Annotated in this window: 20 protein-coding genes and 1 other RNA gene; 3 read left to right on the top strand and 18 right to left on the bottom strand. The window is 54.6% G+C overall.

Annotated elements, in window-relative coordinates:
* Positions 1–18 precede the first annotated feature (18 nt).
* The 9 genes from ACKTS9_RS15710 to ACKTS9_RS15670 form a co-directional block, all read right to left on the bottom strand.
* Complete coding sequence (locus ACKTS9_RS15710; protein ID WP_407881785.1) at positions 19–4,734, bottom strand: GH25 family lysozyme; 4,716 nt, start codon at positions 4,732–4,734, stop codon at positions 19–21.
* Positions 4,735–4,752: 18 nt separating this feature from the next.
* Positions 4,753–8,550, bottom strand: a complete 3,798-nt coding sequence (locus ACKTS9_RS15705; protein ID WP_407881784.1) for a glycosyltransferase — start codon at positions 8,548–8,550, stop codon at positions 4,753–4,755.
* A 76-nt stretch (positions 8,551–8,626) separates the two neighbouring features.
* A complete protein-coding gene (locus tag ACKTS9_RS15700; RefSeq protein ID WP_349215307.1) occupies positions 8,627–9,694 on the bottom strand; it encodes a DegT/DnrJ/EryC1/StrS family aminotransferase in 1,068 nt (355 codons plus the stop codon).
* On the bottom strand, positions 9,663–9,872 hold the full coding sequence (locus tag ACKTS9_RS15695; RefSeq protein ID WP_407881783.1) for a hypothetical protein: 210 nt from the start codon (positions 9,870–9,872) through the stop codon (positions 9,663–9,665). Before ACKTS9_RS15695 ends, ACKTS9_RS15700 begins: the two co-directional genes overlap by 32 nt.
* Before the next feature lie 119 nt (positions 9,873–9,991).
* A complete protein-coding gene (locus ACKTS9_RS15690; protein ID WP_407881782.1) occupies positions 9,992–10,636 on the bottom strand; it encodes an acetyltransferase in 645 nt (214 codons plus the stop codon).
* Positions 10,621–12,108, bottom strand: coding sequence for a glycosyltransferase family 2 protein (locus ACKTS9_RS15685; protein ID WP_349215304.1), 1,488 nt, complete (start codon positions 12,106–12,108; stop codon positions 10,621–10,623). The genes ACKTS9_RS15690 and ACKTS9_RS15685 overlap by 16 nt, the downstream gene beginning before the upstream one ends.
* Before the next feature lie 22 nt (positions 12,109–12,130).
* Positions 12,131–14,191: a glycosyltransferase family 2 protein gene (locus ACKTS9_RS15680; protein ID WP_349215303.1), complete on the bottom strand. Its 2,061-nt coding sequence runs from the start codon at positions 14,189–14,191 to the stop codon at positions 12,131–12,133.
* Between the two features lie 312 nt (positions 14,192–14,503).
* A non-coding RNA gene (gene ssrS / locus ACKTS9_RS15675) (6S RNA) lies at positions 14,504–14,704 on the bottom strand.
* 22 nt (positions 14,705–14,726) lie between these two features.
* Positions 14,727–15,032, bottom strand: a complete 306-nt coding sequence (locus ACKTS9_RS15670) for a DUF1292 domain-containing protein (protein WP_349215302.1) — start codon at positions 15,030–15,032, stop codon at positions 14,727–14,729.
* A gap of 185 nt (positions 15,033–15,217) precedes the next feature.
* Between ACKTS9_RS15670 and ACKTS9_RS15665 the strand changes: the two genes are divergently transcribed.
* Genes ACKTS9_RS15665 through ACKTS9_RS15655 form a run of 3 tightly spaced genes read left to right on the top strand, consistent with a single transcriptional unit; the run spans position 15,218 to position 17,977 of the window.
* Positions 15,218–15,982, top strand: coding sequence for a peptidylprolyl isomerase (locus ACKTS9_RS15665; RefSeq protein ID WP_349215301.1), 765 nt, complete (start codon positions 15,218–15,220; stop codon positions 15,980–15,982).
* A gap of 25 nt (positions 15,983–16,007) precedes the next feature.
* Positions 16,008–17,546 carry a cardiolipin synthase gene (cls, locus tag ACKTS9_RS15660; RefSeq protein WP_407881781.1) on the top strand — a complete coding sequence of 513 codons (1,539 nt, stop codon included), beginning with the start codon at positions 16,008–16,010 and terminating at the stop codon, positions 17,544–17,546.
* A gap of 17 nt (positions 17,547–17,563) precedes the next feature.
* A complete protein-coding gene (locus ACKTS9_RS15655; protein ID WP_349215299.1) occupies positions 17,564–17,977 on the top strand; it encodes a DUF3842 family protein in 414 nt (137 codons plus the stop codon).
* A gap of 53 nt (positions 17,978–18,030) precedes the next feature.
* Here ACKTS9_RS15655 and ruvX read toward each other — a convergent pair whose 3' ends face one another.
* The 9 genes from ruvX to cbiB are packed head-to-tail and all read right to left on the bottom strand — an operon-like array spanning position 18,031 to position 26,930.
* Complete coding sequence (gene ruvX / locus ACKTS9_RS15650; protein WP_349215298.1) at positions 18,031–18,462, bottom strand: Holliday junction resolvase RuvX; 432 nt, start codon at positions 18,460–18,462, stop codon at positions 18,031–18,033.
* Positions 18,463–18,493: 31 nt separating this feature from the next.
* A complete protein-coding gene (gene cobA / locus ACKTS9_RS15645; RefSeq protein ID WP_349215297.1) occupies positions 18,494–19,975 on the bottom strand; it encodes a uroporphyrinogen-III C-methyltransferase in 1,482 nt (493 codons plus the stop codon).
* Between the two features lie 12 nt (positions 19,976–19,987).
* Positions 19,988–20,743 carry an ABC transporter ATP-binding protein gene (locus ACKTS9_RS15640; RefSeq protein WP_407881780.1) on the bottom strand — a complete coding sequence of 252 codons (756 nt, stop codon included), beginning with the start codon at positions 20,741–20,743 and terminating at the stop codon, positions 19,988–19,990.
* On the bottom strand, positions 20,740–21,738 hold the full coding sequence (locus tag ACKTS9_RS15635; RefSeq protein WP_349215295.1) for a FecCD family ABC transporter permease: 999 nt from the start codon (positions 21,736–21,738) through the stop codon (positions 20,740–20,742). The genes ACKTS9_RS15640 and ACKTS9_RS15635 overlap by 4 nt, the downstream gene beginning before the upstream one ends.
* Complete coding sequence (locus tag ACKTS9_RS15630) at positions 21,725–22,681, bottom strand: ABC transporter substrate-binding protein (protein ID WP_349215294.1); 957 nt, start codon at positions 22,679–22,681, stop codon at positions 21,725–21,727. Before ACKTS9_RS15630 ends, ACKTS9_RS15635 begins: the two co-directional genes overlap by 14 nt.
* Positions 22,682–22,732: 51 nt before the next feature.
* On the bottom strand, positions 22,733–23,407 hold the full coding sequence (locus ACKTS9_RS15625; RefSeq protein ID WP_349215293.1) for a precorrin-8X methylmutase: 675 nt from the start codon (positions 23,405–23,407) through the stop codon (positions 22,733–22,735).
* Positions 23,404–24,897, bottom strand: coding sequence for a cobyric acid synthase (locus ACKTS9_RS15620; protein WP_349215292.1), 1,494 nt, complete (start codon positions 24,895–24,897; stop codon positions 23,404–23,406). The genes ACKTS9_RS15625 and ACKTS9_RS15620 overlap by 4 nt, the downstream gene beginning before the upstream one ends.
* Complete coding sequence (cobD, locus tag ACKTS9_RS15615) at positions 24,898–25,950, bottom strand: threonine-phosphate decarboxylase CobD (protein ID WP_349215291.1); 1,053 nt, start codon at positions 25,948–25,950, stop codon at positions 24,898–24,900.
* An 11-nt stretch (positions 25,951–25,961) separates the two neighbouring features.
* On the bottom strand, positions 25,962–26,930 hold the full coding sequence (cbiB, locus tag ACKTS9_RS15610; RefSeq protein ID WP_349215290.1) for an adenosylcobinamide-phosphate synthase CbiB: 969 nt from the start codon (positions 26,928–26,930) through the stop codon (positions 25,962–25,964).

Raw genomic sequence — 26,930 nt, 5'->3', positions numbered from 1 at the left:
TATGCCGACGGCACTTTTTCATTTAATGGTTGTAATCGTTGTTCCGGGATAGTAGTGCTGAAGAATTTGCTGCCAGGTGTATCCGTTCGCAGCATAGCCCATTGCTCCGTACTGGCTCATTCCAACACAGTGGCCATTTCCCTGGGTGACAAATTTCCACCCCTGTGTGGAACCCAAATACTGGAACGTAAAGTTCGGAGAATAAAGGCCATAGCAGTTTTCATAGAACTTTCCGCCGGAAACCACTTTTCCGCACACTGTAATCTGTGTGCAGTATCCGTACTGATCGAACACCGGATTGGTCAACCAGTTTGCATAATCGTATCCCGCTGTAGAAATTCCAAGCTTATTCTCGATGTTGTCCTTCATCCGCGCGATTCCGATGGTGTTGGTCTTATTCTGCCACGCGGCACCGTACATGCTTTCGTAGGGGCTTGTCACGTTCACCAGATAAGGCTGCGAATTCCAGCCCATGTTCTGGGAAGAGTTGGTGACGCCCGCACTGGCCGAGCCATATACTGTGCATGCAGGGATTCCGTTGTACATCACAACATAATTTGCAACCTGCGCAACCGCCTGACGAACAGCACTGGTAATTTTGTCCTGGCTGGCCAGAACCACTGAAGGATACGACTCTCCATTGTTCTGGGAGAAAAGGATCCAGCTGTGGGCTGCGACTGCCTGCGCCTGGAAAAGCGTACGCGCATCCAGACCGGTAAGTTTTGTTCCGCCTACTTCAGCCTGAACAATGGCGGCCAAAATATTTTCAACCGAGTCCGTCACTGTTTTGCCGGTAACGGAATCGTAAACCGAAAGGGTTTCCCCCACCGGGTCAGGAGTTGTACCGCCGCCCGGATTGATAATGGAGGGATAATTTTTATAAGCGTAGTTCAAATCCACATTGCCCTGAATGCCCGGAACCTTGCCCGTGTGAGAATACTGCCAGATTCCGGCCGCATCGCCCCACGGATTGCTGGTCGCGCTTGTATGGGCCACCCAGAACTCATATCCCTCATTGATCAGCTGCTGCGCATTCATCAAACTTCGCGCAAAATAATCATACGTATAGAAGCCCGGCAAATATCCGTTCTGATCCAAAATATTCATGCCGTGGCGGACGATGTCCGTTTTGCGCTGAGGATCCGGCACATTATTGATTACCAGAGGATCTTCGTAGTCGATATAAACCGGGTAATCAAAGACGATGCCATCGTCGCGCAGACGTTTCAGCTCTGCAGAGTTCAGGAAGAAGAACACCTCTTCTTCGATCTCCGCTTCACTAAACGCATAGCTGTACAAATATACGCCGACTTTGATTCCGTTTGCCTTGGCATTTCGCACGTTGACCTCAAAATAGGGATCAATGACGTAATAATTGGCGCTGTTGCTCCACGTGAGCGCACGAATCATCGCAAATGAAACGCCGCTGTTGGCAACCTGCTGCCAATCGATGACGCCCTGATGCGAAGAAACGTCGATTCCATAAGCCTTGTCCGGGAAGTAGTTCTGAATCACGCCATTCGCATCCACCTGATAGGAAACGCCGTCAATCACAACGGTTGTATTGCGGACCAGCGAACCCCATTTGTACTCAAAATAGTACCAGTTTCCGTCGATCTTGTACGGTCCGGTCGCGCCTGTATAATCGCTTTTAAAGTAGAACCGATTGCCATCCAGCTCGACCCAACCCTTGACGAATTCCAATGTCTTGTCATCAATGCAATAAAATTTTCCGTTGATGTTTTTCCATCCGGCCGTTACCCGGCCTTCTGTATCTGCATAGCTCTGCCCACCAGTGTGAACGATAAAAAATCCGGTCTGCAAATAGCCGGTATTCACGCTGAAATAACGCCAGTAGCCATCCACGACCTGATAGCCCAGAGGAATTTTTCCGGTCGCATCCGACCAGATTTTCCCACCGGAAAGCTGTTTCCAGCCGCTTGTCCACAAAACACCTGTTGTTTCGTCCAAATAGTACCAATAGCCGTTGATCGGCTGCATGCCTTTCAGCTGTTGTCCGGTGGCGTCAAAATAATATTTTTGGCCACCAACTGTCTGCCAGCCGGTCAGCAACAATTTTGTGTCCGGATCCACATAATACTGCTTTCCGTCCACGGTGATCCAGCCGGTTTTGATCACACCTTCGCTGTTTGCATAGGTGCGTCCACCGCTGTACACGTCAATGAAGCCGAACCGCAGATAACCCGTGTTCGGGTCGATGTAGCGCCAGGTCCCTTCAATTTCGTTCAGGCCGTACGGCACAACACCGTCCGCACCGCTCCAGAAATAGGCGCCTTTCAGATTCTGTTTCCAGCCGCCCGTCCACAGCGCACCTGTGATCTCATCCAGATAGTACCATTGGCCGCCGATGGGCTGCATGCCTTTCAGCATCTGGCCGTTTTCGTCGTAGTAGTACTTCTGTCCATCCACCTCATGCCAGCCCGGTTTCGAAATCGTCTGCAGCAGGGCGCCATCCTCTCCGAATTTGTAGGTGACGTCACCAATCGTCAGCGTTCCCGTGGCCAAAAGTCTCGTGTCCGGTTTCACGTAATACTGCTTTCCATTCACGGTGATCCAGCCAGTTTTGATCACACCGTCGTTGTTGGCATAAGTGCGGCCGCCGCTGTACACGTCAATGAAGCCAAACCGCAGATAACCCGTGTTCGGGTCGATGTAGCGCCAGGTCCCTTCAATTTCGTTCAGGCCGTACGGCACAACACCGTCCGCACCGCTCCAGAAATAGGCGCCTTTCAGATTCTGTTTCCAGCCGCCCGTCCACAGCGCACCTGTGATCTCATCCAGATAGTACCATTGGCCGCCGATGGGCTGCATGCCTTTCAGCATCTGACCGTTTTCGTCGTAATAGTATTTCTGACCGTTCACCTCATGCCAACCCGGTTTCGAAATCGTCTGCAGCAGGGCACCATCTTCTCCGAATTTGTAGGTGATGTCACCAATCGTCAGCGTTCCCGTGGCCAAAAGTCTCGTGTCCGGTTTCACGTAATACTGCTTTCCGTTCACGGTGATCCAGCCAGTTTTGATCACACCGTCGTTGTTGGCATAAGTACGGCCGCCGCTGTACACGTCAATGAAGCCAAACCGCAGATAACCCGTGTTCGGGTCGATGTAGCGCCAGGTCCCTTCAATTTCGTTCAGGCCGTACGGCACAACACCGTCCGCACCGCTCCAGAAATAGGCGCCTTTCAGATTCTGTTTCCAGCCGCCCGTCCACAGCGCACCTGTGATCTCATCCAGATAGTACCATTGGCCGCCGATGGGCTGCATGCCTTTCAGCATCTGGCCGTTTTCGTCGTAATAGTATTTTTTTCCATCAATTTCCTGCCAACCCGGTTTCGAAATCGTCTGCTGCAGGGCGCCATCTTCTCCGAATTTGTAGGTGATGTCACCAACCGTCAGTGTTCCCGTGGCCAAAAGTCTCGTGTCCGGTTTCACGTAATACTGCTTTCCGTTCACGGTGATCCAGCCAGTTTTGATCACACCGTCGTTGTTGGCATAAGTGCGGCCGCCGCTGTACACGTCAATGAAGCCAAACCGCAGATAACCCGTGTTCGGGTCGATGTAGCGCCAGGTCCCTTCAATTTCGTTCAGGCCGTACGGCACAACACCGTCCGCACCGCTCCAGAAATAGGCGCCTTTCAGGTTCTGTTTCCATCCACCCGTCCACAGCGCACCTGTGATCTCATCCAGATAGTACCATTGGCCGCCGATGGGCTGCATGCCTTTCAGCATCTGACCGTTTTCGTCGTAATAGTATTTTTTTCCATCAATTTCCTGCCAGCCCGGTTTTGCAATTGTCTGCTGCAATACTCCGTCGGCCCCGAACTTATAGGTGACATCCCCAATCATCATGGTACCCGTCACCAGTAACTTCGTATCTGAATTCACATAGTACTGCTTGCCATCCACGGTCAGCCAACCGGTTTTGATCTCGCCATCACTATTGGCGTAAGTACGGCCGCCGCTGTATACGTCGATGAAGCCAAATCGCAGATAGCCTGTATTCGGATCAATGTAATACCAGGCCCCATCAATGCTGTTTATGCCGTAAGGGACCACGCCGTCTGCACCGCTCCAGAAGCGTCCTTGAGACGTTTGTTTCCAGCCACCTGTCCAAAGTGCGCCTGTGGTCTCATCCAGATAATACCACTTTCCATCGATCGGCTGCATGCCTTTCAACATCTGGCCGTTGCCGTCGTAATAATACTTCTGTCCTTCGGCATCCACCCAGCCTGTTTTCTGCACCGCAACGGAATTCTCCTCTTCCAGTGAGGAAGAAACCTCATTCGCGCCGGAGTTAGAAGAACTCGACGTGACACCGGAAGAAGAGCCGGAGTTGCTCACGGCGGGCGATTCACCGTCTACGGTATCGGTACTTTCCGGCACTGATTCGGAACCGGGGACCGAAGTGCTGTCTGCCGCACTGTTTGTCTTTGGCGGTGTTTCTTCCGTACTGGCGGAAGAATCATCCGTCGTGGTACCGGCCTGTGCGGAAGATTCCTCATCGGTATCCGGAAGTACTTCATCCGCATTGCTTTCCGGTACAGGCATAGTGGGAACAGACAGTTCCTCTTCCTGCAAAACATTCCTATCCGATTGGGCGGAAGCTGCAGAGATGAGTTCTGTTTCAGCTTCCTGTGCAAATCCTACCGTTACGTTGGACACAACCACCAAAAACGCGGTAAGAATTGCCAAGTGACGAACAAACTTTTTCATTGTTCTCCTTTCTCTCAATCAATGCTGTTTCATTTCAAAAACAAACACAACTTCTTGGGCAGACGTCTTCGGCATCTCGTATTCATACCAGGGATCTGAATCAGAAAAAGAGCGTTTTCCCTTCCATCCTTTTCCATTGGAACGTTTCAGCTTCATGGGGATGCCGTCGCAGAAAGCCCTCAGCAAATCAGCCTGTATGCTGACCCCTTCGATTGGGTCGAAGCGGACAAAGGATACCGGCTCTGCGCATTCGGCAAGCGAGAAGGCCGAAACGTAACAATCCGGTGCAACCCGCACCAATTCTCCCTGCAAAGAATGCTCCTCGTTGAAGCGGCGATCGTTCGAAAAATACAATTTGCACGTTCCATGAACATTCTTTCGGGACTGATCGCACAATCGCTGAACTGCCTGTTTGACTTCCCACGAAATAACGTCGAGGTTTTCTTCCACCGCAACAACTTCTGCTTTCAGAACGACTTCCTGCAATGGAGCCTCTGCTCCCTGCGGCACTTCGCAGATGATCTGCGCTTCTTTGGTAACAAAATACAGCGTATTTTCAATTTCCACGCCGTTGTGCATCTGAACCGGCAGTTCCCGTCCGTCCAGAAATACCGATACTCCGCGAAGAATTACCCCACGCTTTTCTGCCGGATAAAACAAAATCTTTTGAAGGCCGTTCGGCGCATCCGCAAGTTTTGTATGAATTTCCAGAGAGTTGCGCTCTGTGCAGACATCTTCTGCCAGCTCTTTCAGCTTTCCGTCTTCCAGAATGCCAAATACACGATAAGCCCAAGTCTTGATGCGTCCTGTCTGCTGAATTTTGGCCGGTAAATCCGCCTGTTCGCGCCTGGCTTCTTCCATTTCCTGACCGACCAGCGCGATGCGCGGTTTGATCTGCCGCTCTGCGCTGTAAATACGGCGAACTGCGTTTGCACCGCCTTCTGCAAGAGCACGCAACTGATCCGGGTGCTCCAGATAATATTCCAGCCGCGCGGCAATCTCCGCGGCATCGTGAGGAACGATCTCGATTTCCTGACCCGGTGCAAAATGCCCTTCATTCATTTCAAACGGATCTGTCACAAACATGGCAACACCGCGCAGCGCTGCCTCAGTACAAGATGCTGTCGGGAAGCCGTCAAACGCGCCTGGAGCCAAAACATCCGGCACATTGGGGGAAACGATCAGATCCTTGTCCTGATAAAATACATCAAACCAGTCAGCGTGCTGCTTACCATAGAATGTAATATGGCCTTTCAGAGACGAAACGTCCAAATCGTTTTCATCAAAGCCGCCGACCACATGGAAATAGACATTCTCATGATCATGGCAGATCCGTTTGGCCATATCAACAAACACATCGTATCCTTTGTCCGCGCCATCCGGCATGTAGCGGAACGCAGTAAAAACAACATCCAAACGGTCTTTCTCGAAGCCATAACGCTTCTTTGCCAGCCCATAAGGCGCCAGCGCCTCTTCCGGCGTCACCACTCCGAAAATTTCCTGGATCTGATCCGGACTGCAGAAGTTTTTCTCCAGCAAATACCGTGTTGTCGCCGGCTGCGTTGTGATGACCTTGCGAAGGCAGGGCGAGGAAAGCACCAGACGCAATTTGTGATCGACCTCCGGGTTGAACCGGGCAAAACCACCGCCGGGGTACAACTCCAGCACAAACGGAATCGCACGCTCTTCCAGTTCATCCAAATGAGGCCACACGTTTTCCAAAAAGCCAAAGTAAGCCAGATCAATGTGAGCATTTCTGGGCAGATGATCATCAATTGTGATCTCATCGCTGTATTCAGGGTGGGCTTGTACAAAATCTTTGCAAAGATCTGTAATGGATTCCTCTCCAAGCATCGCAACGGAATGACCACTGCAAACGACCCGCACCTTTTCAAATGCATCAAGATATGCCTTATACTCAGCCAGTCGGAAGCCGGACGCAGGGTGCGGGAATACGTCATCCATTACGCACAGCGAAACCTTTTCTTCCTCAGTATACATCGGCTGAACTTTTTTAGAAGAAGTCCCGTTGCCGGCCGCGATTACCGGAGCAAGTACCTCCGCGAAACGATAATCCAAATATTGATCGATTTCCCGCAGAATCTGCGTGACCTCGCGAAGCATATTGTATTCCTGCTGCGATGTAATACCGCCTGCGTGCACATGATAGCGTGCGGTCACTTCTTTTCCCAGCACCCCGATTTTTCCGCAGGCTGCATGCATCAGCGCCAGCGGGAAATCGATGGTTTTGTAATTCTGCAGAAAATCCGGAACGAATCCACCCCGGAACTGCCACCGCAGCATTGCTGTGCACGACGCCACAAACCGGATGTGAAGCAGATCTTTCAGCCCGTAAAATTCCTTTTTGGACCCGGACAACTGAATGTAATGGTCCACGTCAAACACAGAATCTTCAAACGTTCCATCCTTTTTCAGTTCCCGTTTCTGGAAGGATGTACACACCACATTAAAATCACTGTGTCTCTCCAGAAAATCGACTTCTTTCTGAAGCTTGTGATCATCGATCCACAAATCATCCCCGTCGCAAATGGCCAGATATTTTCCCCGAACCTGCTGCAGGGTCTGATAATAATTTTCACCGATTCCTACATTTTTTTCACGCAGGGTGCAACGGAAAATCTCCGGATACTGCTGCTGGAATTCCCGAATGATTGCCTGCGTCTCATCCGTGGACGCATCGTCCGCCACCAGCACTTCAAAGCGGAAATTGGTCTTCTGCCCTACAATTGCCTGCAGCGTTTCCCGAATGAACTGCTGATGGTTGTACGTGCAGCACAAAACGCTTACCGTAACGTCCGGCTCCGGCATGGAAGCGCCGTGCCGCAAATGCTCCGCATCAATATGCTCCGGTGCAGGGCCGGCAAGACCGCGCTGCCGGTCAAAATATGTTTGGGCTACACCGGACTCAAACAGGAACTTCATCCAAAGATCCGCTTTGGTGGAATGAATATCCTTCCAGGGCTTCACCGAGGTGGCATAATGCAATTGAATGGGATTTTTCAGTGCTCTTTCAATTTCTTCCCGGCTGTAATGCTCGTCCTGTTCCCGGCTCTCTGCCGTTTCAAACATGTCGTAGGCATAGCTGCAAACAATGTATTCCAGCGGAAGATAGGCGATCTCGTTCTCATCGCAACAGAAGTTGATGACATCCTGTTCCAGTTGGAGCAGTTTATCGGTATTGGCTTCCAGGTAATCGAGGAATATTTTTTCTTTTCCTGCTTCGCGCAGCCGTTTGAGATTAGCCACCAGATATCCGCCGCAGATTTTCATGCGTTCACGGTGACCCTTGCCAAACACAGCATCATAATGATCGTAATAATTGACCAGCCAACTGTCCTTGGGACACACGTGGTGCACACCGGCAAAACAGATCTCCGAATCCGGATCCATCGATACATAGCTGGGGGCAATGTCGCCGCAAAAAGCCACGTCCACGTCGGTGATGATCAATTTATCATACTGCGGAAAAATAGAGCCGACCGACAGTTTATAGATCACTTCTTTGGAAAAATGATTCTCATGCAGCAAACTCTGAAACACATCTTCCAGCCAGTGATTCATCGAAATGAATTCCAGGGACGCGTTGGGGAACTGGCCCACCACATTTTGCAGCAACGCCTGATTCTGCGTGGTAATATCCGTATGCAGAACGTACAAACGGTACTGATACTTCGGGTCGGCATATTTGAGCATGGAATAAAACGACACTGCCGCCGGAATAACATAATTGTTATCGAAACAGTGCATGACCGGAATCAGTTCCCTGCCAGCTGATTGCATTTGCGTTTGATTCATTATTGCAGCTCCTCAACAATTTTTATCAGTGTGTCCCGCAAACGGGGAGCTATTTTCAGGATAGCATTCAAATGTATCACGATTGTTTCTTATTCAGGATACACTCACAAATATAGTCCACTTCCTCCAGGGACAGGCCGTTGTAAATAGGCAGAGCCAGAACGCTCTGGCCTGCAGCTTTTGCCACAGGCACGCGGCTTTCAGCAGCGAGTTCCCGATAGCAATCATACTCTGTGCCGATGGGATAAAAATATTTGCGCGCGACCACATTGTCATTCGCCTTCAAGGCCGCATGCAGCTCATCCCGGCTGACCCCGAAAGCATCCCGGTCGATCAGCACCGGCAAATAAGCGTAATTGTACTCCACGCCGGGCGCACGGTCCGGATAGAACAGCGTGATACCCGCTTGTCCTTCCAGATTTTTTCGATACCGCAACGTGATTTCACGCCGCTCGGCAATGATCTCATCAATGTGTTTGAGATTGCAAAGGCCCATAGCTGCCTGGAATTCATTCATCTTGGCATTTCCGCCCACATAGGCCACATGCTCTTCATCATGAATGCCGAAATTTTTGTAATCGTCAAACACCTGTTTCAAGCCGGGATCTTTGTACACAAGCGCGCCACCCTCAATGGTGTGGAACAACTTGGTGGCGTGGAAACTGTAAATCGACACATCGCCCTGAAGGGAAAGGGTCTGCCCATTCAGCCGGACGCCGAACGTATGCGCTGCGTCATAAATCACTTTCAGCCCGTGCCGCCGCGCAATCTCTTCGATTTTGGCCGTATTGCACGGATGTCCGTAGACGTGTACCGGCAAAATAGCACTGGTCTTCTCTGTAATCAGGCTTTCGATCTGCTCCTCATCCATGGTCAGATCCGAGGGCTTGATATCGCAGAACACCGGCTTCAGCCCGCACATGGAAATAGAATGGATGGTCGACGCAAACGTAAAGGGTGTGGTGATGACTTCCCCGGTCAGGCCAAGGCCGCGAATCGCAATTTCCAGCGCAAGGTGTCCGTTTACCGTGAGCGTCAGATTTTCCACGCCCAGATAAGATTTCAGCTCATCTTCCAACTGATGATGCAAAGGGCCCTGGTTGGTCATCCAATCACGCTGCCAAATGCCATCCACATAATTCATAAAGGTTTCTTTCTCCGGGAGAAAGGGCTTTGTGACCAAAATCGGCTTTTCCGGTTTGTTCATTTTCACTACCCAGCTTTCTTATTAATACAAAATTACAAATATTAAAAATTATACCATATTTTTCACGTACTGACAATCCGAAAGCTGCTGCAGGCAGTATAGCACACCCCTTCATGCAGCCGCAATCCTTCCTGCGCATATGGTAAAAAGTGTCTGCAAAAAAACAGGCCGCCAAACGGCGCACGACTTCCCCGCTCGGGAAAGGCCGCGCCGCAAAGCAAGCCTGTTTTTTGTTTATTCTTTTCTGCGTGCCGGGGTCCCCACATAGGTACCCGGGACCGTCAAATCGCGCACCACCGTTGCGCCTGCTCCCACTACGATTCCCGGGGCAATTCGAATCTGTTCAATAATCGTCGCTCCAGCCCCCAGGAACACGCCGTCTCCGATCTCGCAGTTTCCGCAAATGGTGACACCCGGGCTGACCGTTACAAAGTCGCCCAAAACCGTATCGTGCGAAATCGTGCTCCCCACGTTGACAATGGTATGTCTGCCCAGTTTCACATCCACTGTGCAAAGCGTATTTTCACATAGCAGGCTTCCCTCGCCGATTTCGAAATTTTTTCCCGTTACCGCACTGGCGGCCTGAATTGTCGCCCAATGCAGATGCGGCGCCTGTGCCAGACGCTGCGCCAGGGCGCGCCGCCCGCCGCAGGTGCCCATCGGCATGATGGCCCACACATCACGAGGCCAGCTCAAAAGCGCATCCACGGTTCCCAATACCGGCAGTCCGTACACGCTTGTACCCTGTTTTTCCGGCGTATCGTCCACATAGCCCAAAAGCTTCCATGTCCGATCGCCCTGCCGGGCAAGCCGCTCCAGCATCCACACGGTTTCCCGCGCAAATTTGCCCGCACCAATGATGATCAATTCCTGTTCCACGGCCAACCTCTTTTCTTCTTCTGCGCCTGTTCCTCTGCCCTTGCCTGTGCCTGCTCCAGCTCCAGATCCCGCTCCGGCACAAATGCGTCCCATCTTTCCAGCGCCGCCTGAAGATCCTGTCCAAGATAGGCCTTCAGATGGACTTTCCGCACGGACAAAGGCGTCTCAAAGAACAAAAAGTATTGCGGGCGCATACAAGCAAATACGTCCACTTTTCCGGACCATTGCGCTCCGCTTTGCAACTGTTCGGTGTATTCCCGGCCGTCGCATTTCAGGCACACCACTTTTGCGATGGCGCTGTGCCACTGACACAAATCAATGCGAAGCGCATCCATGGGACTGCCGTCCAGCTCTGCATCCAATTCGAACATTCCGTCAGGAGATAATTCATAAGCTGCAGATACGCTGTTTTCCGGCAAAAATGTCGTTCCCCTCCAGTAAAAGATCGTCTCATTTTTACTCAGCTTACCGTCTGCCTGACTGAGGATGTGAAACACGTTGTTGGCGCGCGTTTCTTCCACGTATTGAGGGAATCCATACCCGTAGAAATTCTTCAGGTTCTCGGCCGCAGCCGGGTCATTCAGCAGATCAAACAGCACTTCCAATGCCAGCAGCTTCAGAGAATCGGTGCTTCCCTCTTCCAAGAAAATTCGTGCGGCAGCAAAGCGCGGTTCTGCTCCCGCCGGTGTTACATAACGCTGCGCCTGCGGAAACACCCGCAGCAAATCGTCCATGGTCAACTCAAAATAGGGCCTGTAAATGAACATCAATTCCAAGTAGGAGCGACGCTGATTTTTAATTGTGTTCGCACTGGTGTTTTTTTCGCCGCTCAGGACCCGGTAACAGGTGAGTTTTTCCGGCATAATATAAATTTCCTGGGTTTTGCAAAGACGAATCCACTTGCAAAGATCCGGACCCTGGGCCAGCCCGTCCAAAAACAAGCCGCATGTACGATACAACTGCCGGCGGATCAGGACACTGGGATGACACAGTGCATTTCCTTTGTAAAAGAACGTATTGAGCCATTCATACCGTGTTCTGTTTTTCGTTGCGAAACAATTGGTATAGGTATCCTGAATCTCAGGCGAGCGAACCTCGCCGGTCTCATCGATGATATCCACCCCGGTGAACACCGCGCCAATCTCCGCATGTTCATCCAGAAATGCAACCTGCCGCTCCAGTTTTTCCGGCCGCCACATATCGTCCGAATGAAAGACCGCCACGTATTCTCCGGTTGCTTTTTCATCCATCACCCGAAACGCATGTTCCGGCCCCATGCGCACTTCGTTGCGCACCGCATGGATGCGCGGGTCCTGATAGCGGCAGATTCTCTCCCAGGAATCATCCTGAGAACAATCGTCCACAATCAAAAACTCCCAATCCGTAAAGGTCTGGTTCATCACCGACCGGATGGCTGCGTCAATAAAAGCTCCATGATTGTAAGACGTCAACAAAACCGTTACTTTTGGCATCAAAACTCCCCCTCGATCGCTTTTATCTGCGGCCGCGATGAATCAGTTTCCAGCACAAAGACCTGCGCGAAAGCTGAATAAAGCGACTCAGTTCCTCTTCGGTCGCCTTGTCCGGATTCGGTGCCGGCGGGCCTACCCGGTTGCACAAATTTTTCACCGCATCCAGACACCAGTTGACTCCGTCGGCGCCTTTTTCAAATACAACGCTGAAAAAGCGCAAAACGATCAGTACAATGCCCCCCAGCAGGCCGACGATCCCCCGCACGATATGGGGAAGGAGTCTGAGAGGCAGCGTTGCGCGCCAGGTACTGCTGGCGCGGATCTCTTTTGCCGCAGCACGCAGCTTCTCCATCTCCTGTGCCTTTTCTTCGTCCGTCCAGAACGTCTTGCCGGACGTTTCATCCGGTCGCCACAAAAGCCCGTATACGTCCTGTGCCGTGACAACGCCTTTATAAGACGCCATTTTTTCAAACACCTGCGCACGGTACTGGCCAATGAAGCGATCCCTTTGCGCAAAAAGTTTCTGGTCTGCCGGCACCTTGTAAATGCTGGTGGCCTTATCCGCACAGGCAAACGACGCATGCGTCAAATAACGCATCCAGAGATCCCAGTCTTCCAATGCGTCCAGCGTCTCATCAAAGCCCCCGTACTCCAGAAAGAGCGAACGGCGGAAGAGCACTGCCTGGATGGGAACGGGATTCCGTGAAAAGAAATCGACCAGACGCAAATCTCCCGAATGATTTCGCTTTTCACGGTAAACGAACTTCGTCAAATCATCCGGGTCTGCCTCGCAAAGGCCTTCCACCGAGCCCGCCGCAAAAAAGCTGCAATCCGGATTTTCTTCGATCAGACAGGCCATCACTTCCAGATGATCCGCAAAGAAATAATCATCATCATCCAAAAAGCAGACATATTCCGTTGTTGCTTTTTCCAGGCCCACATTTCCGGCCCGGCATCGCCCCAGCGAGGCGCACGCCGGAATATATTCCAGATCCAAACGGTCTTGAAATGCCCGGACCGCAGACTCTGATACCGGATTCTCGCCGTCTTCCACCACGAGCACTTTGAAATGCCGGTACGTTTGGTTGCACAGACTTTCCAGCGTCATGCGAAGAAGCTCCGGCCGACGATAGGTTCGGATAATTACGGTGATATCCGGTTGTCCCGCCGGGAAGTGCGATTCGTAAAAAGCGCCCTGCTTTGCAAATTCATAGTCGAACTCCAGGAAGGACGGGCGGAACCGGGAGGGGCACACCACATTTTTTTGAAATTCCCGGTATGCTTCCTTATGGGCTTGAATCCTCGCCATCTGCTTGTGAAAAACAGCATGGGTCTGCTCATTGTTCTCGATGCGCTCTTCCACCAGTCTGTACAGCTTTTTCCAGCTGTGGAGATCCTGTCCATCGCCATACTTATAGCGCAGCACAAGATTGCCCGCAACGCTTCCCGCCAGCTGTGTGGGCTTTTCCTCGCCCGCTGTACGATACGCGTAATGATGGATGACCGCGGAAGGAACATACATTAATTTGTAGCCCAATGCCCGAATATGCCAGGAGAGGTCCACGTCTTCCGCATACATGAAAATACTCTCGTCAAATCCGCCTGTCTTTTCAAACACTTCCCTGCGCAGCACAAAACAGGCCCCGCTGCACCAGGAGGTCTCCAAGGTCACCGGATCATAATATTTCGGATGCTCGTAGGGGAACTGACGCAGCTCGAACGCGCCGAAGTCAACGGGCGCCTGCTCAATGGCGCGGTCCAGATTTTGGAACGCATCCGGGTCGATCTCTGTATCCACATTGCAGAAAAAGACAAAATCACCGTTGCCGGCACGTGCCGCAGCGTTGCTGGCACTGCCGAACCCCAGATTTTCCTTTTGCGGCAGAACGCGAATCTCCCGAAAAACATCCCGGTATTTTTCCGCCAGGGCGTACGCCGCAGCCAGAGAATCGTCCTGCGAAGCATTGTCGGCAAAGTACAGTGCAATTTTTCTGCAGTCATAGTTCACCGCAGCAATTGCCTCCACACACGCCGTCAGCCATTGGCTGGAGTTATATAGTGCAAAACAAAGATCATAAGTCATATTCAGGACCTCCCGTTGAAGTGAAAATTCAGCCCATGCTGCGGTCCGTTCAAAAGGAAAGCCGGAGCAGTGGGAGACGAATCCATCCTGTTGTCTCACCGTCCGGCTTATCGATTGCATAAAACTGTTTTGAACGCCGGAATTTCCGGCATCTCATTTTATCAGGACATCAACGATTGTATTATATATTTTTGTGATTGTTGCGTCAACATTCCCGGCCAGCGGGTGTCTGTCCGCCGCAGCCGGTGTGCTGTTTTCGCAAAAAAAGAGCCGGCACAAAGTACCAGCCCTTTTCGTTTTGTGATTTGTAAAAACAAACCCACCCTGCCGTCTGTGCACACCAAAACCTACCGTAATGGCAGGTGGGTGCCCTGCCCAAGTTTCACGCTCCCTTCCTCCGCTTGCGGCCGAAGCCGGGCGGGAGGTCTGCGATCCCCTTGCGGACCCCGGGCTCCCGTTGATTGGTTAGTAGGATTATATATGAACACAACAAATCGTACAGGGCAGGCTGGTTTTGCACTGCCGCGAACTGCTTTTACAGTTCGATGTCATACAGTTCCTCGAGGCGTGCGGCGAACACTTCGCTGACTGCCGCCAGCTCTTCGTCGTCATCCACAATGTCCAGGAACTCTTCTCCGTTTTCTTCCACGGTGCGCATGATGACCACTTGCGCATCCTCTTCCAGCATTTTTTCCGGATCCGCCACATACGGAACCACCGCCAGATAGTGCTCGCCGTTGTAATCGGCTGCGTCAATCACTTCACACTCGTGCTCTACACCCGCTTCATCTTCCAACGTGATCAAATCGGGAGTGTAATCCAAATCTTCCTGATTTTCCATTTTTTCTCCTTCAGCAGGCTTGCCCGCGTATCTTTTTCTGTCTTTATTTTACCCAATCACACTGCCTGCGTCAAGCCAACCTTACAAAAAACACAATGTGAAAATCTTTTCTCGAAGTCTACTTCTATCCTATAAAATATGCTATACTAAAGAGGAATATTCCTTTTTCGAGTGGCGGTGATTCCATGACCAAACGTATTTTTCTTGTGTGCCTTGCGCTGGTTTGCCTGGTTCTGACCGGCTGCGGCGGAAAGCAGGGCTTTGCGGGCAGCAGCCGCAGCCCCGTGGAAAGCAGCGAGGAACAGCTTGCGCAGCCTTCTCAGGACACACCGGTGGCCGTGCTCTCCACCAGTATGGGAGATATTTTTATCGTTTTGTTCCCGCAATATGCACCCATGGCGGTGGAAAACTTTGAAGGTCTTGCCCAGCAGGGGTATTACAACGGAAACATCTTTCATCGGGTCGTTGCAGATTTTGTGATTCAAACCGGCGATGCGACGCAATCCGGCACCGGCGGGGCCAGCATCTGGAACAACAATGCTTACCCGAACGAATTGAGCGACAAGCTGCACCACTATTCCGGCGCTGTGGCGCTGGCCCGTGCGGCGGACGGTTCTGTGGGTAATTTGAGTCAGTTCTATATTGTGCAGACACCCGAAGATTCTGTAGATAAAACCGCAGCGGAAGAAATGGTCGCTTCCGGTGTTCGTCAGGAGGTAGCCGACGCCTACCAGAGCGCGGGCGGCGCCCCTTATCTGGACGGACAGGACACCGTGTTCGGTCAGGTGTACAGCGGTATGGACGTTGTGGACGCCATTGCGCAGGTGGAGTGTGACGAAAGCGGCCGTCCGCTGGAACCCGTCACGCTGAACAGTGTTACCATCACCACCTACGGCGCGCTTCAAACGCAAGCGACCTCTTCCCCCTCCGGCAGCACTCCGAGCGCCTGAGCTGCCTTTTTGAAAGGAAATCCCTGTGAAAAAGCTTTTGAAATTTCTGACTTCCCGCACCTTTCTGTTCATGGTGCTGATTCTTCTGCAGCTGATCATTCTGGTCGCGCTGCTGCTGGAATTCAGCCGTGTCGGATCGGTTCTCTATCTCCTGCTCACCATTTTGAGCGTGCTTGTCATGCTTCCGATTCTGGAGTACGCTGACATCAACCCCGCCTACAAACTGATGTGGCTTTTGCTGATCATTGCAATGCCGCTTTCCGGCGCGGTGTTTTACATGCTTCTCGGTTCCCGGGGAATCCGCCCCAAGAAGGCCGCTCAGTTTGCGGACATTGAGCACAAGGCGGCAGCGGCCGTTCAGCCCGACGGATGTGCCAGCCGTGCGCTGAAACAGTTTGACCGGGGATTGGAACGCAGCGTGGATTATCTTTCCACCTATGCGGCCTCCCCTGTATATCAGGCGACGCAAAGCCGCTACTTTGCCACCGGAGAGGAATTCTTTCCGGTGTTTCTTGAAGAACTGCGTCAGGCGCGCCGTTCCGTTTTCATGGAATATTTCATTATTGAAGAGGGCGAGATGTGGAACCAGACCCTCGAGATTCTGAAAGAGAAAGCCCGGCAGGGATTGGACGTTCGTGTGATTTATGACGGAGTGGGCAGCATGTTTACCCTTCCTCTGGACTACGATGAACAGCTGCGGGCCATGGGCATCAAGTGTTATGCCTTCAACGGGCTTCATTTTTCCTGGCACTTAACGGACTACAAAATGCTGAACAACCGGGATCACCGAAAAATTGCGGTGATCGATGGCGAGATCGGATTTTCCGGCGGTTTGAACTTTGCGGATGAGTACATCAACCGCAAAGAGCGGTTCGGTTACTGGAAAGACACGGCCTTCATGCTGAAAGGCCCTGCGGTTTACTCGCTTTCTCTGACATTTTTGCGCATGTGGGATTTTGTGGCGGGCACCGAGACCAATTTCCGGTCGTATCTGCCCGTGAACCGTTTTGAAGAAGAGGGATTCGTACAGCCTTACTGCGATTCGCCTCTGGACGGAGAAAACATTTCGGAAAATGCCTATCTGAACGTGCTGCAGCAGGCCAAGGACTATGTATATCTCACAACCCCTTACCTGATTCTGGACAATGAGATGGTCACGACTTTATGCCTGGCGGCCAAAAGCGGCGTGGATATTCGCATCATCACGCCGGGCATTCCCGACAAATGGTACGTGTATTACGTCACACAAAGTTATTACGCTACCCTGCTGAAGGCCGGGATTCGGATTTACGAGTACACACCCGGATTTATTCATGCCAAAATGTACCTCAGCGATGACAAGCTGGCCATTGTAGGCAGCGCCAACATGGACTACCGCAGCCTTTATCTTCACTTTGAAAACTGCTGCGCATTTTATGGCGGGCATATGCCGCACGATGTGAAACGGGACATTTTGCGGACCATGGCCCAAAGCCACGAGGTCACCTTGCAGGAGGCGCAGAGCGCGCCCCTTTACAAATGGGTCGCCCAGATTTTTCTGCGGCTGTTCGCGCCGCTGATGTGAGAAAGTGAGGAACCACCATGAAACGAATTGTTGTGATCGACGGCCAGGGCGGCGGGTTTGGCCGCACCCTGATTGCGGCCCTGCGGTCCGCCGGTGTTCAGGAAGAAATTATTGCAGTGGGCACCAATTCTGCCGCCACCAGCGCAATGTTGAAAGCGGGCGCCACAGCGGGCGCCACCGGAGAAAATGCCGCCGTGGTCAATGCCGCGCGGGCAGAGATTCTGGCCGGTCCCATCGGCCTGGTGATGGCCAACAGCATGCTGGGCGAATGCAGCCCCGCCATTGCCTGCGCCGTGGCCGAGAGCCGGGCCCAGAAAGTTCTGATTCCCGTTTCCAAATGCGGCGCGTGGATTGCGGGACTTCCCGAAAAGCCTCTGGCAGCTTACATATCAGACGCTGTTGCATTGATTCTGGAGCTTTTGAAACAATGAAAAAACGATCCGGCAGACATCTGCCGGATCGTTTTTTTATTTTGAATCATCTGTCAGGACTGGCTTTTCTGCAAATTGTGGCGATAAGCCATATAACTCTCCAAAATTACAACGGCAGCCACCGAATCCAGCACCTGTTTACGTTTTTTGCCAAAGGTGCCGTTCTCCGTCAAAATACTGGCGGCAGTTACGGTCGTGCTTCTCTCGTCCCAAAGTTCTACAGGAATGGGAACGATGGCTTTCAGGGTATCGGCCAGTTTCCGGCATTTCTGCGCGCGGGCGCCCTCGGTGCCGTCCATATTGCGGGGAAGGCCGATCACGATCATGCCCGCCTCAAATTCCCGGCTTGCGTAAACAATTTTTTCCGCCACCTTGGCAAAGCTTTTTTCTTCAATGGTGCCCACCGGGCTTGCCAAAAACTCCGTGCGGTCGCACACGGCCAGCCCCGTGCGCGCATCGCCGTAATCAACGGCCATAATTTTCATATACTCACTCCAAGCATTTATTCTTTACTCATTATACAAAACCTGCCCGGTTTTGCAAGTCCTTCAAAATACACGCGACCACCCCATCTGCCGAAATGTCCTCTGCCGTCAAAAAACAGCGGCGTCCGCAGGCCGAAAGAGCCCCGGCGGTCACCGGCCCGATGCACACACACTGGGCGCTTTCTTCCGGCGCGCCACAGGCAGCATACCAGGCTTTGACACCTTCCGCACTGCCAAAGACCAGATAATCCACCTTTGCATCGGACTGAAGGGGCACAAAATCTGTGCGGTACAGGCTGCATTCCTGAACCGAAAAGCCCTGTTCTGCAAGTTCTGTGTACAATTCAGGGGTGCTGTTGGCAGAGCGAAACAAAAAAATCGGTTCAGCCTTCTCTGCCGCTGTGCTGAGCGCGCCGGCCAGCGCCTGACTTGTGGCAGGATGCGCCACAAGATCGGCCGTGATCCCATGCTTCTGCAACGCCTGTGCCGTAACCGGGCCGATTGCCGCAAAACGGCACTGCGCCAGACGGCGTACGTCTGTTCCGCTTTTCAAAAGGCGCTCGAAGAAAATCTCTACGCCGTTTTGGCTGGTGAAAACTGCCCAGCCGGAAACTTTGGTGAAGGCGGCAATGCCTTCATCCGGTTCCAATGACTTCACACGGCCAGCCATCATGTGCACCGGCCTTGCGCCCAGCTTCAGCAGTCTTTCTTCCAGACGGCGCGTGAAAGAGGCGGTTCCCACAAGGCCCACACGCACACCGGCCAGCGGGCGCGGATCACCCTCGTACAAATTCATGGCCGCGGTCTCGCCTACCACGATGACCGCCGGTGCCTGCACATCCGCCTGACGCACCTTTTCCGCAATGTTTTTCAGCGTCCCGCGCACAACGGCCGGGTGCGGTGCATTCCCGCCGGAAACAACGGCCGCCGGCGTACTGCCGGCCTTGCCCGCTTCCATCAGCCGGTTGGCAATGCGCTCCAGCTGGCTCAGCCCCATCAAAAACACCAGGGTTCCGTTCAGATTTGCCAGCGTATGCAGGGACTCCGGCAAGCTGTCCTCGCTTTGTGCCGTGTGCCCCGTAATCACATGAAAACTGCGGCTGAGGCCCCGGTGTGTGACCGGGATGCCCGCTGCGGCCGGAACCGCAATGCACGAGGAAATGCCCGGCACGATCTCGCAGGGAATCCCCGCCTGGTGCAGCGCCTGAACCTCTTCCCCGCCGCGTCCAAACACAAAGGGATCGCCGCCTTTCAGGCGGACGACGGTTTTTCCCTCACTGCCCAGGCGCACCAGCAGCGCATTGATTTCCGGCTGCGGCATGGAATGACGGCCGCAGCGCTTACCCGCCGGATAAAGTTCCGCCTGTGCCGCCTGTTCCAACAGCGCCGGGTCAATCAGGTCGTCGTATACCACTGCATCACAGGTCTGCAGCAGCCGCAGCCCGCGCAGCGTAATCAAATCTGCGCTGCCGCAGCCCGCCCCCACCAGATAAACAAAGCCCTTTTTCTCCATGCGGTTTCTCCCCTATTCACAAAAACACTGCCATGTGCCGTTTACACACACACGGCAGACATGCACGCCAAACACCTTGTCCAGCGTTCCGCTTTCATATACATGCAGCGGAGTATCCACCTGGACCAGCCTTCCCTGTGACAAAAGAGCCACCCGGTCTGCCGTGCGCAGCGCAAGACACAGGTCGTGGCTGACCAGAACCACTGCTTTTCCCGCTGCGGCCAGGTCTTTGGCCGTGCGCATCACCTCCATCTGGTGGCGCACATCCAGCCAGGTGGTGGGTTCATCCATAAAAATCGTCTTCGTCTGCTGCGCCAGCGCCATCGCCAGATAGATTTTCTGCCGCTGGCCGCCGCTGAGCTCCTCCATGCGGCAATGGGCCAGCTCCAGCGCATCTGCCTGCTGCAGCGCCCGGTCCACCGCCTCGTGATCGCTTTTGCGGTAACGGCGCGGGAATGGCAGATACGGGAAGCGGCCGTGCAGCACCATGCGCCGCGCTTCGATGTTGGGAATGCCGCGGCTCTGTGCCATATACGCCGCCCGGCGCGCCACCTGCACGGGCGCAAGTTCTGACAAGGGCGTACCATCGTACAAGATCTGCCCTTCCAAAGGCGGCAGAAGCCCCAGCGCAGTTTTTAAAAGCGTGCTTTTGCCACACCCGTTGGGGCCCAGAAGCACCGTGACGTTTCCCTCGGGGAAACAGAGATCCACATGTTCCAGCACCGCATGTTCCCGGTAACCGGCGGTCAAATTCTGCAATTCGATCATGCGTGGGTCTCCTTTCTGCGGAACAAAAGCCATAAAAAGAACGGTCCGCCCGCCAGCGACAAAACAATGCCCACCGGCAGTTCATACGGGGCAAACAGCGTTCGCGCGGCCACATCACACAATGTCAGAAGCGCCGCTCCCACCAGTGCGCACCCCGCCAGCAGGCGGCGGCTCTCACCCCCCACCAGACGGCGCACCATATGGGGGGCGACCAGCCCCACAAAGCCCAGCAACCCGGCAAAACTGACCGCCGCACCGGCCAGCGCTGCGGCCAGCGCCAAAAGCAGCACACGCACACGGCGCACCCGAAGGCCCAAGCTTTGCGCCATGTCCGTTCCCAAAGCCAGAACATCCATCTCGTGGGCCAGTGCCAGGGCGGTAGCCAGGCACAGCAGAATGACCCATGCCGCGGGTGCAATGCGGTCCATGGAGACGTTGGCCAGACCGCCGATGCGAAAATCGGAATAACCGATCAACGAGTCCGGAAATACGGTGAGCACCGCGTCGATCCCCGCGCTGAACATGCCGGAAATCGCCATGCCGGCCAAGACCAGCGTAATGCGGGAGGCACCTGCTTTTTCCGCAATGAACAGGACCAAAAGCACACCGGCAAATGCACCGGCGAACGCCGCCGCAGGCACAACGTTCACCGCCGTGGGAAGCACGGCACAGCACAGCGCCACACCCAGCCCCGCGCCGGAATTGACACCGATGATATTGGGTGCGGCCAGCGGGTTTGCCAGCACCGTTTGAATGATCGCACCGGAAACCGCCAGTGCTGCCCCCGCCAGCAAACAGCCCACTGTGCGAGGTACCCGCACATACAGAAGAATGGACGCGGCAGAAGCATCCCCTCTTCCGCACAAAACCGCCAGCAATTCCCGCGGTGACAGTGCCGCCGCGCCCAGGCAAAGGCTCAGCAATGCCGCCGCGATCATCCCTGCCGCAAGCAGCAGGAAGCATGGAAATATGCCCCGAGTGTCATTCCTGTCCATACAAAATCTCCGCCAATCCCTCATAGGCCTCGCCCCAGCGGGCGTTGGGCTTCACATTATACAGCTGCTGGTCCATGTAGTAGCATTTGCTCTGCTGCACAGCACGCAGCTGCTGCCAGGCTGGATTGGACAACACCGCTTTTTCCAGCGTCTGGCGTGCTTTTTCCTGGTCGCTGCCCTGCAAAACAATGAAAATACATTCCGGGTCCGCCTGCAAGATGGCCTCCATGGAAAGAGTTTCCAAAAGAGACTCGTCGCTGTCTGCAATGTTGGTGCAGCCCAAATCAGCCAGCATTTCTCCCAGCACGGTGTTCTGGCTGTTTTTCACCTTGCAGCTGCTGCCGGTAGCGCGCAGATACAGCACCGTGGGACCCTGTTTGCCCTGGGCGGAAGCAATGGCCGCATCCACCTGCTCTTGCACAAGCGTGCCGTACTGTTCATACCGGTCTTCGCAGCCTGTGATGCGGGTGCAAATCTCCAGCATCCGCAGATAATCCTCAAAGCTGCTTACATCGAAATAAGCGGTGGGGATACCGGCATTTTCCAGTGTTGGCATCAGTTCCACGTCGGCCGAAGTCTTTGTGCTGGCAAGCACAAAATCCGGCTGTGCCGCCAGCAGGGTCTCGGCACTGGGTTCGCTGACCTTGCCCAGATCGATCACAGACTCGTCCAAATCCAAATCAAACTGCGTCCATGTGTCATCCGCCGCAGCCACCAGCGTATCCTTGCCGCCCGCAATGCACCAAACATCTGCAAAACTTCCAATCAGTGCGGCCACCCGCTTGGGCGAATCCACTGTGACGGTCCGCCCCAAATCATCGGTAAACGTAACCGAATCGGCCTGCGCTGCAGATGCGCTCTGTGAACTTGGCGCCGCCGTCCCACAGGATACAAGCAGAAAAAGTGAAAGCAGCACACAAATAAGCAATCTGTGTTTTTTCATTGGTCGTTCCCCCACCGTTTGTTGAAATTTTCAAATGTTTCGCTTTTCCGGTCAGCCTTTCCAGCCTCTTTGGGCCGGGTCCAGCGCATTGGCCGCGGTATACAGCAGTGCGTTGCAGACTGCCGCTGCCACATTGCTGCCTCCCTTGCGCCCCATTGCAGCGATGACCGGAACACCGGCCGCTTCGCACGCGGAAAAAATGCGCTCTTTGCTCTCCACCACGTTCACAAAGCCCACAGGGACCGCAATGACCAGTGCCGGCCGCAATCCTTCCTCAATCAATTTTTCCAGCCGGAACAGGGCCGTGGGCGCGTTTCCCACCGCAAACACCGCACCCGGGTGAAGCTGCGCCGCTTTTTGCATGGCGGCGTCTGCCCGCGTGGTATTTTCCTGTACTGCTGCGCGTGCCACATCTTCGTCGGCCATATAGCAGTATGCACTGCAGCCCAGCTTTTTCAGAGTCGGCTTACTGATGCCTGCCAGCGCCATGTTGGTATCTGTTACAAGAACGGCGCCGCGTCCCAGTGCTTCCACCCCTTTGTCAACCGCCCCCGGTGTGAAACACAGGTTCTTGGCATAGTCAAAATCCGCAGTGGTGTGGATCACCCGCTGCACCACGGCTTCGCACCCGGCCGGTACCTGAATGCCCCGCTCGGTCAGTTCGCCCTGTATGATGGCCATGCTGGTCCGCTCGATATCGGCAGGAAGTACATGCCTTTCGTTCAAATCTTCTCATCCTTTCCCGGCGCAAAAGCGTCCATCATACGGTACAGCGCAGGAATATCCAGCGAGGAACGCACCGCGTCCGCCAGCAGATCATACTGACGTTCCTTGTAATCCGCATGACTTTGCAAATGTGCATCCAGCGCGTTCAACCCTTTGCGCGCCAGAAGCCAGTCTGCCATTTTTTCAGTCAGTTCGCCTGTGTCAAACAGGCCGTGAAGATAAGTCCCGAACACATTGCCACAGACCGCGCCTTCTTCCGTTCCGTTTTCCAGGCGGCAGAAAGGACTGACTCGGCCGCTCCGGGTCCGCCCCATGTGAATTTCGTATCCGTCCAGCCGGGCACCCGCAAAGGGGCCCGCCGCAATGCCCTCCACACGGGTGCGAACCTTTCGCCCCGAAAAACAGGTGTCGCAGGGCAGAAGCCCCATTCCTGCCATCGTGCCGCCCTGCTCCACACCTTGCGGGTCTGCAAGAGAGCGTCCCAGCATCTGATAACCGCCGCACACGCCCAAGACCGGCGTGTCCGCAGCCGCCAGCTTTTTTACTGCAGCTTCCAGACCGTTTTGACGCATCCATGCCAGGTCTGCCATGGTGTTTTTGGTGCCCGGCAGCACCACCAGATCCGGCGTTCCCAGCGCCTGCACTTTTTCCACATAACGAACCCCCAAAGCCGGATGACTTTCCATCGGAGAAAAATCGGTAAAATTGGAAATGTGCGGCAGACGAATCACCGCGATATCCACCGGCCGGTTTTGAAAGCGGCGTTCCAAACGGGTGGAAAGACTGTCCTCATCGTCGATGTCCACGCGCGTATAGGGAACGACCCCCAGCACCGGCAGGCCTGTCTTTTCTTCCAGCATGGTCAGGCCCGGGCGCAAAAGTTCCACGTCTCCGCGAAACTTGTTGACCACCAGCCCTTTGATGCGTGCACATTCCTCCGGTGCCAGCAAAGCCACCGTGCCGTACAGCTGTGCAAACACGCCGCCCCGGTCGATGTCCCCCACCAAAATCACCGGTGCGTTCACCTGCTCGGCCAACCCCATGTTTACAATGTCGCCTTCCCGCAGATTGATTTCCGCCGGGCTGCCTGCCCCTTCGATGACAATGATGTCGTTTTCCGCCGCCAGGCTTCGGTAAGCTTTCAAAACCTGCGGCAGCAGGGTCTTTTTCAGGCGGTAATATTCCGCCGCACAATACTGCCCCTGCACCTCGCCGCAAACAATCAGCTGACTGCCGGTATCGCTGCTGGGCTTGAGCAAGATTGGGTTCATGCGCACGTCCGGTTCCCGGCCGGCGGCTTCCGCCTGCGCCACCTGTGCACGCCCCATTTCCAGTCCGTCCCGGGTAATGTAACTGTTCAGCGCCATATTCTGGCTTTTGAACGGTGCCACCCGCCAGCCATCCTGATGAAAAATGCGGCAGAGCGCCGTCACCAGCAGACTTTTTCCTGCGCCGGACATCGTTCCCTGCAGCATAATACAGCGGGCCATTCACAGCACCTCCTCAAGCGTTTTTAAAAAAGCGTCGTTCTCTTCCCGTGTTCGGACAGCCGCGCGGTACCACCCCGGCCCCAAGCCCGGATAGTTGTCGCAGCGCCGCACGAGAACGCCTTTGTTCCGCAAAGCCGCGCCCAAATCGGTGCGCGGATGAAAAAACAATAAATAGTTTGCCTCTCCCGGTACCACCCGGCAGCCAAGCGCCAGCAGTTTCTCCCGCATGCGGGGCCGCTCGGCAGCAATCAGGGCGCGCAGCTGTTCACTGTACGCCTTTTCATCCAGCGCGGCCCGTCCCGCTGCCTGCGCGGGGGTGGATACCGCCCAGGGCTGTCCGCACAGGCGCATACGTTCCAGCAGCGCTTCGTCCGCGCAAAGCGCATAACCCAGACGAAGACCCGCCATGCCGTACCACTTTGTAAATGCGCGCAAAATCAAAAGCTTCGGATGGCCCGCCAGTTCGTTCAGCAGCGTGTGCGCAGCCGGGTCGTCCAGAAATGCATTAAAGCATTCATCCGCCACCAGAAGCGTTCCGCATTGGGCGCACCGTTCCAGAATCCGCTGCAAAAGCGGCCGGGGCGTGGTTCGACCCGTTGGGTTATTGGGTTCACACAAAAACAAAAGATCCAGCCCGGGGTGAATCCGCTCCAGCAAAGCTTCCGTCACAGTGAAGTCTGTTTCTGCGTCCAATGTGAAAGAACGGATTTCGCAATCCGACGCGCGCAGCGCCTGCTCATATTCGGAAAAGGTGGGTGCCGTGACAAGCGCCGTGCGGCCCCGCATGGCCAGCGCCAGCCGAAAAATCAGGTCCGCAGCACCATTGCCGCACAAAATCCATTCTGGCGGGACGCCCAGCGACGCGGAAAGCTTTTCCCGCAGAGCTCGGCACAGCGGGTCGGGATAGCGATCCGCCTGTTCCAGCGCTGCTGCCGCCGCCCGGCGCACCCCTTCGGGCAGCCCCAGCGGACTGACGTTGGCCGAAAAATCCAGCGGCATGGCTCCGTACTCCTGAACGAACCCTGCCCAGTCGCCTCCATGTGGCAGTTCCATTTCCATCCTCCTCAATGCATCCATCCCCACAGCGCGGCCCGAAGCCCAATCCAGCCCAGCAGACACAGGGCGCCCGCCATGTACATCATGTGGTTTGCCCGCAGAATGTCCGCCGGTTCCACCGGACGCAGTACGTCGCCGATGGTGGGTTTCTCCACCCGTTTTCCGAAATAGGAAGCAGGCCCTGCCAGCTGCACACCCAGCGCACCCGCCATGGCTGCCTCGGTCTGGGCCGAATTGGGGCTGGCGTGATTGCGCCGGTCTCTGCGCCAGATGCGCAGTGCATTTTTTCCGTTTTGTCCCGTGAGAGATGCTGCCGCGATCAAATACAGCGCCGCCAAACGGGAGGGAAGATAGTTGACCGCATCGTCCAGTCTGGCTGCGGCGCGGCCAAAAAATAAATAGCGGTCGTTTTTATACCCCACCATACTGTCCATGGTGTTCACGGCTTTATAGCAAAGCGCCAGCGGAGCACCCCCCAGCAGCATGTAAAAGGCAGGCGCCACCACACCGTCGGAAAAATTTTCCGCCACGGTCTCCACCACCGCTTTTGTCACACCCTCTGCGCTCAATGCCTGCGTGTCTCGCCCCACAATTCGGGAAACCGCGCGCCGGGCATCGTCCAGCGTGGCGCCCGTCAGCGCGTTGTACACCTTGCGGCTTTCATCCCGCAGGCCCCGCATGGCCAGTGCCTGCCAGCACCAGACCGTCTCCAGCGCAAAGGCGGCCGCCGGATGGATGCGGCCGCACAGCCACAGCGCCAGCGCACTCACCGCCAGCGTCCCCAGAGGCAGTACCGCCGCCAGCACCGCACCGGCCGCCAGCTGGCCGCCCGAAGATTTTGGGAAAAGCCTGCGCAGCGGCGGTTCCAGTACAGCGATCAGGCGCCCCATTCCCACCACGGGGTGCGGCATCCAGGCAGGGTCTCCCAGTGCGAGATCCAGGCAAAACCCCAGCAGGGCCGCTGCTGCAATGTTCAT

Origin of the sequence: Owariibacterium komagatae, from assembly GCF_045865535.1 — a bacterium.
Classification (GTDB): Bacteria; Bacillota; Clostridia; order Oscillospirales; family Ruminococcaceae; genus Ruthenibacterium; species Ruthenibacterium komagatae.
The sequence above is the reverse complement of the archived record's forward strand: the minus strand, read 5'-3'. Positions and strand labels throughout refer to the sequence as shown.

What these genes read in the sequence shown, in the direction of transcription:
- ACKTS9_RS15665 (WP_349215301.1), top strand. Translation starts at nt 15,218, where the DNA reads ATGACCAAACGTATTTTTCTTGTGTGCCTTGCGCTGGTTTGCCTGGTT.
- cbiB (WP_349215290.1), bottom strand. Translation starts at nt 26,930, where the DNA reads ATGAACATTGCAGCAGCGGCCCTGCTGGGGTTTTGCCTGGATCTCGCA.
- ACKTS9_RS15700 (WP_349215307.1), bottom strand. Translation starts at nt 9,694, where the DNA reads ATGAATTATGTGGATGGCATTTGGCAGCGTGATTGGATGACCAACCAG.
- ACKTS9_RS15620 (WP_349215292.1), bottom strand. Translation starts at nt 24,897, where the DNA reads ATGGCCCGCTGTATTATGCTGCAGGGAACGATGTCCGGCGCAGGAAAA.
- ACKTS9_RS15705 (WP_407881784.1), bottom strand. Translation starts at nt 8,550, where the DNA reads ATGAATCAAACGCAAATGCAATCAGCTGGCAGGGAACTGATTCCGGTC.
- ACKTS9_RS15630 (WP_349215294.1), bottom strand. Translation starts at nt 22,681, where the DNA reads ATGAAAAAACACAGATTGCTTATTTGTGTGCTGCTTTCACTTTTTCTG.
- ACKTS9_RS15680 (WP_349215303.1), bottom strand. Translation starts at nt 14,191, where the DNA reads ATGACTTATGATCTTTGTTTTGCACTATATAACTCCAGCCAATGGCTG.
- ruvX (WP_349215298.1), bottom strand. Translation starts at nt 18,462, where the DNA reads ATGAAAATTATGGCCGTTGATTACGGCGATGCGCGCACGGGGCTGGCC.
- ACKTS9_RS15670 (WP_349215302.1), bottom strand. Translation starts at nt 15,032, where the DNA reads ATGGAAAATCAGGAAGATTTGGATTACACTCCCGATTTGATCACGTTG.
- ACKTS9_RS15635 (WP_349215295.1), bottom strand. Translation starts at nt 21,738, where the DNA reads ATGGACAGGAATGACACTCGGGGCATATTTCCATGCTTCCTGCTGCTT.
- ACKTS9_RS15710 (WP_407881785.1), bottom strand. Translation starts at nt 4,734, where the DNA reads ATGAAAAAGTTTGTTCGTCACTTGGCAATTCTTACCGCGTTTTTGGTG.
- cobA (WP_349215297.1), bottom strand. Translation starts at nt 19,975, where the DNA reads ATGGAGAAAAAGGGCTTTGTTTATCTGGTGGGGGCGGGCTGCGGCAGC.
- ACKTS9_RS15640 (WP_407881780.1), bottom strand. Translation starts at nt 20,743, where the DNA reads ATGATCGAATTGCAGAATTTGACCGCCGGTTACCGGGAACATGCGGTG.
- ACKTS9_RS15695 (WP_407881783.1), bottom strand. Translation starts at nt 9,872, where the DNA reads ATGAAGGGGTGTGCTATACTGCCTGCAGCAGCTTTCGGATTGTCAGTA.
- cobD (WP_349215291.1), bottom strand. Translation starts at nt 25,950, where the DNA reads ATGGAACTGCCACATGGAGGCGACTGGGCAGGGTTCGTTCAGGAGTAC.
- ACKTS9_RS15685 (WP_349215304.1), bottom strand. Translation starts at nt 12,108, where the DNA reads ATGCCAAAAGTAACGGTTTTGTTGACGTCTTACAATCATGGAGCTTTT.
- ACKTS9_RS15655 (WP_349215299.1), top strand. Translation starts at nt 17,564, where the DNA reads ATGAAACGAATTGTTGTGATCGACGGCCAGGGCGGCGGGTTTGGCCGC.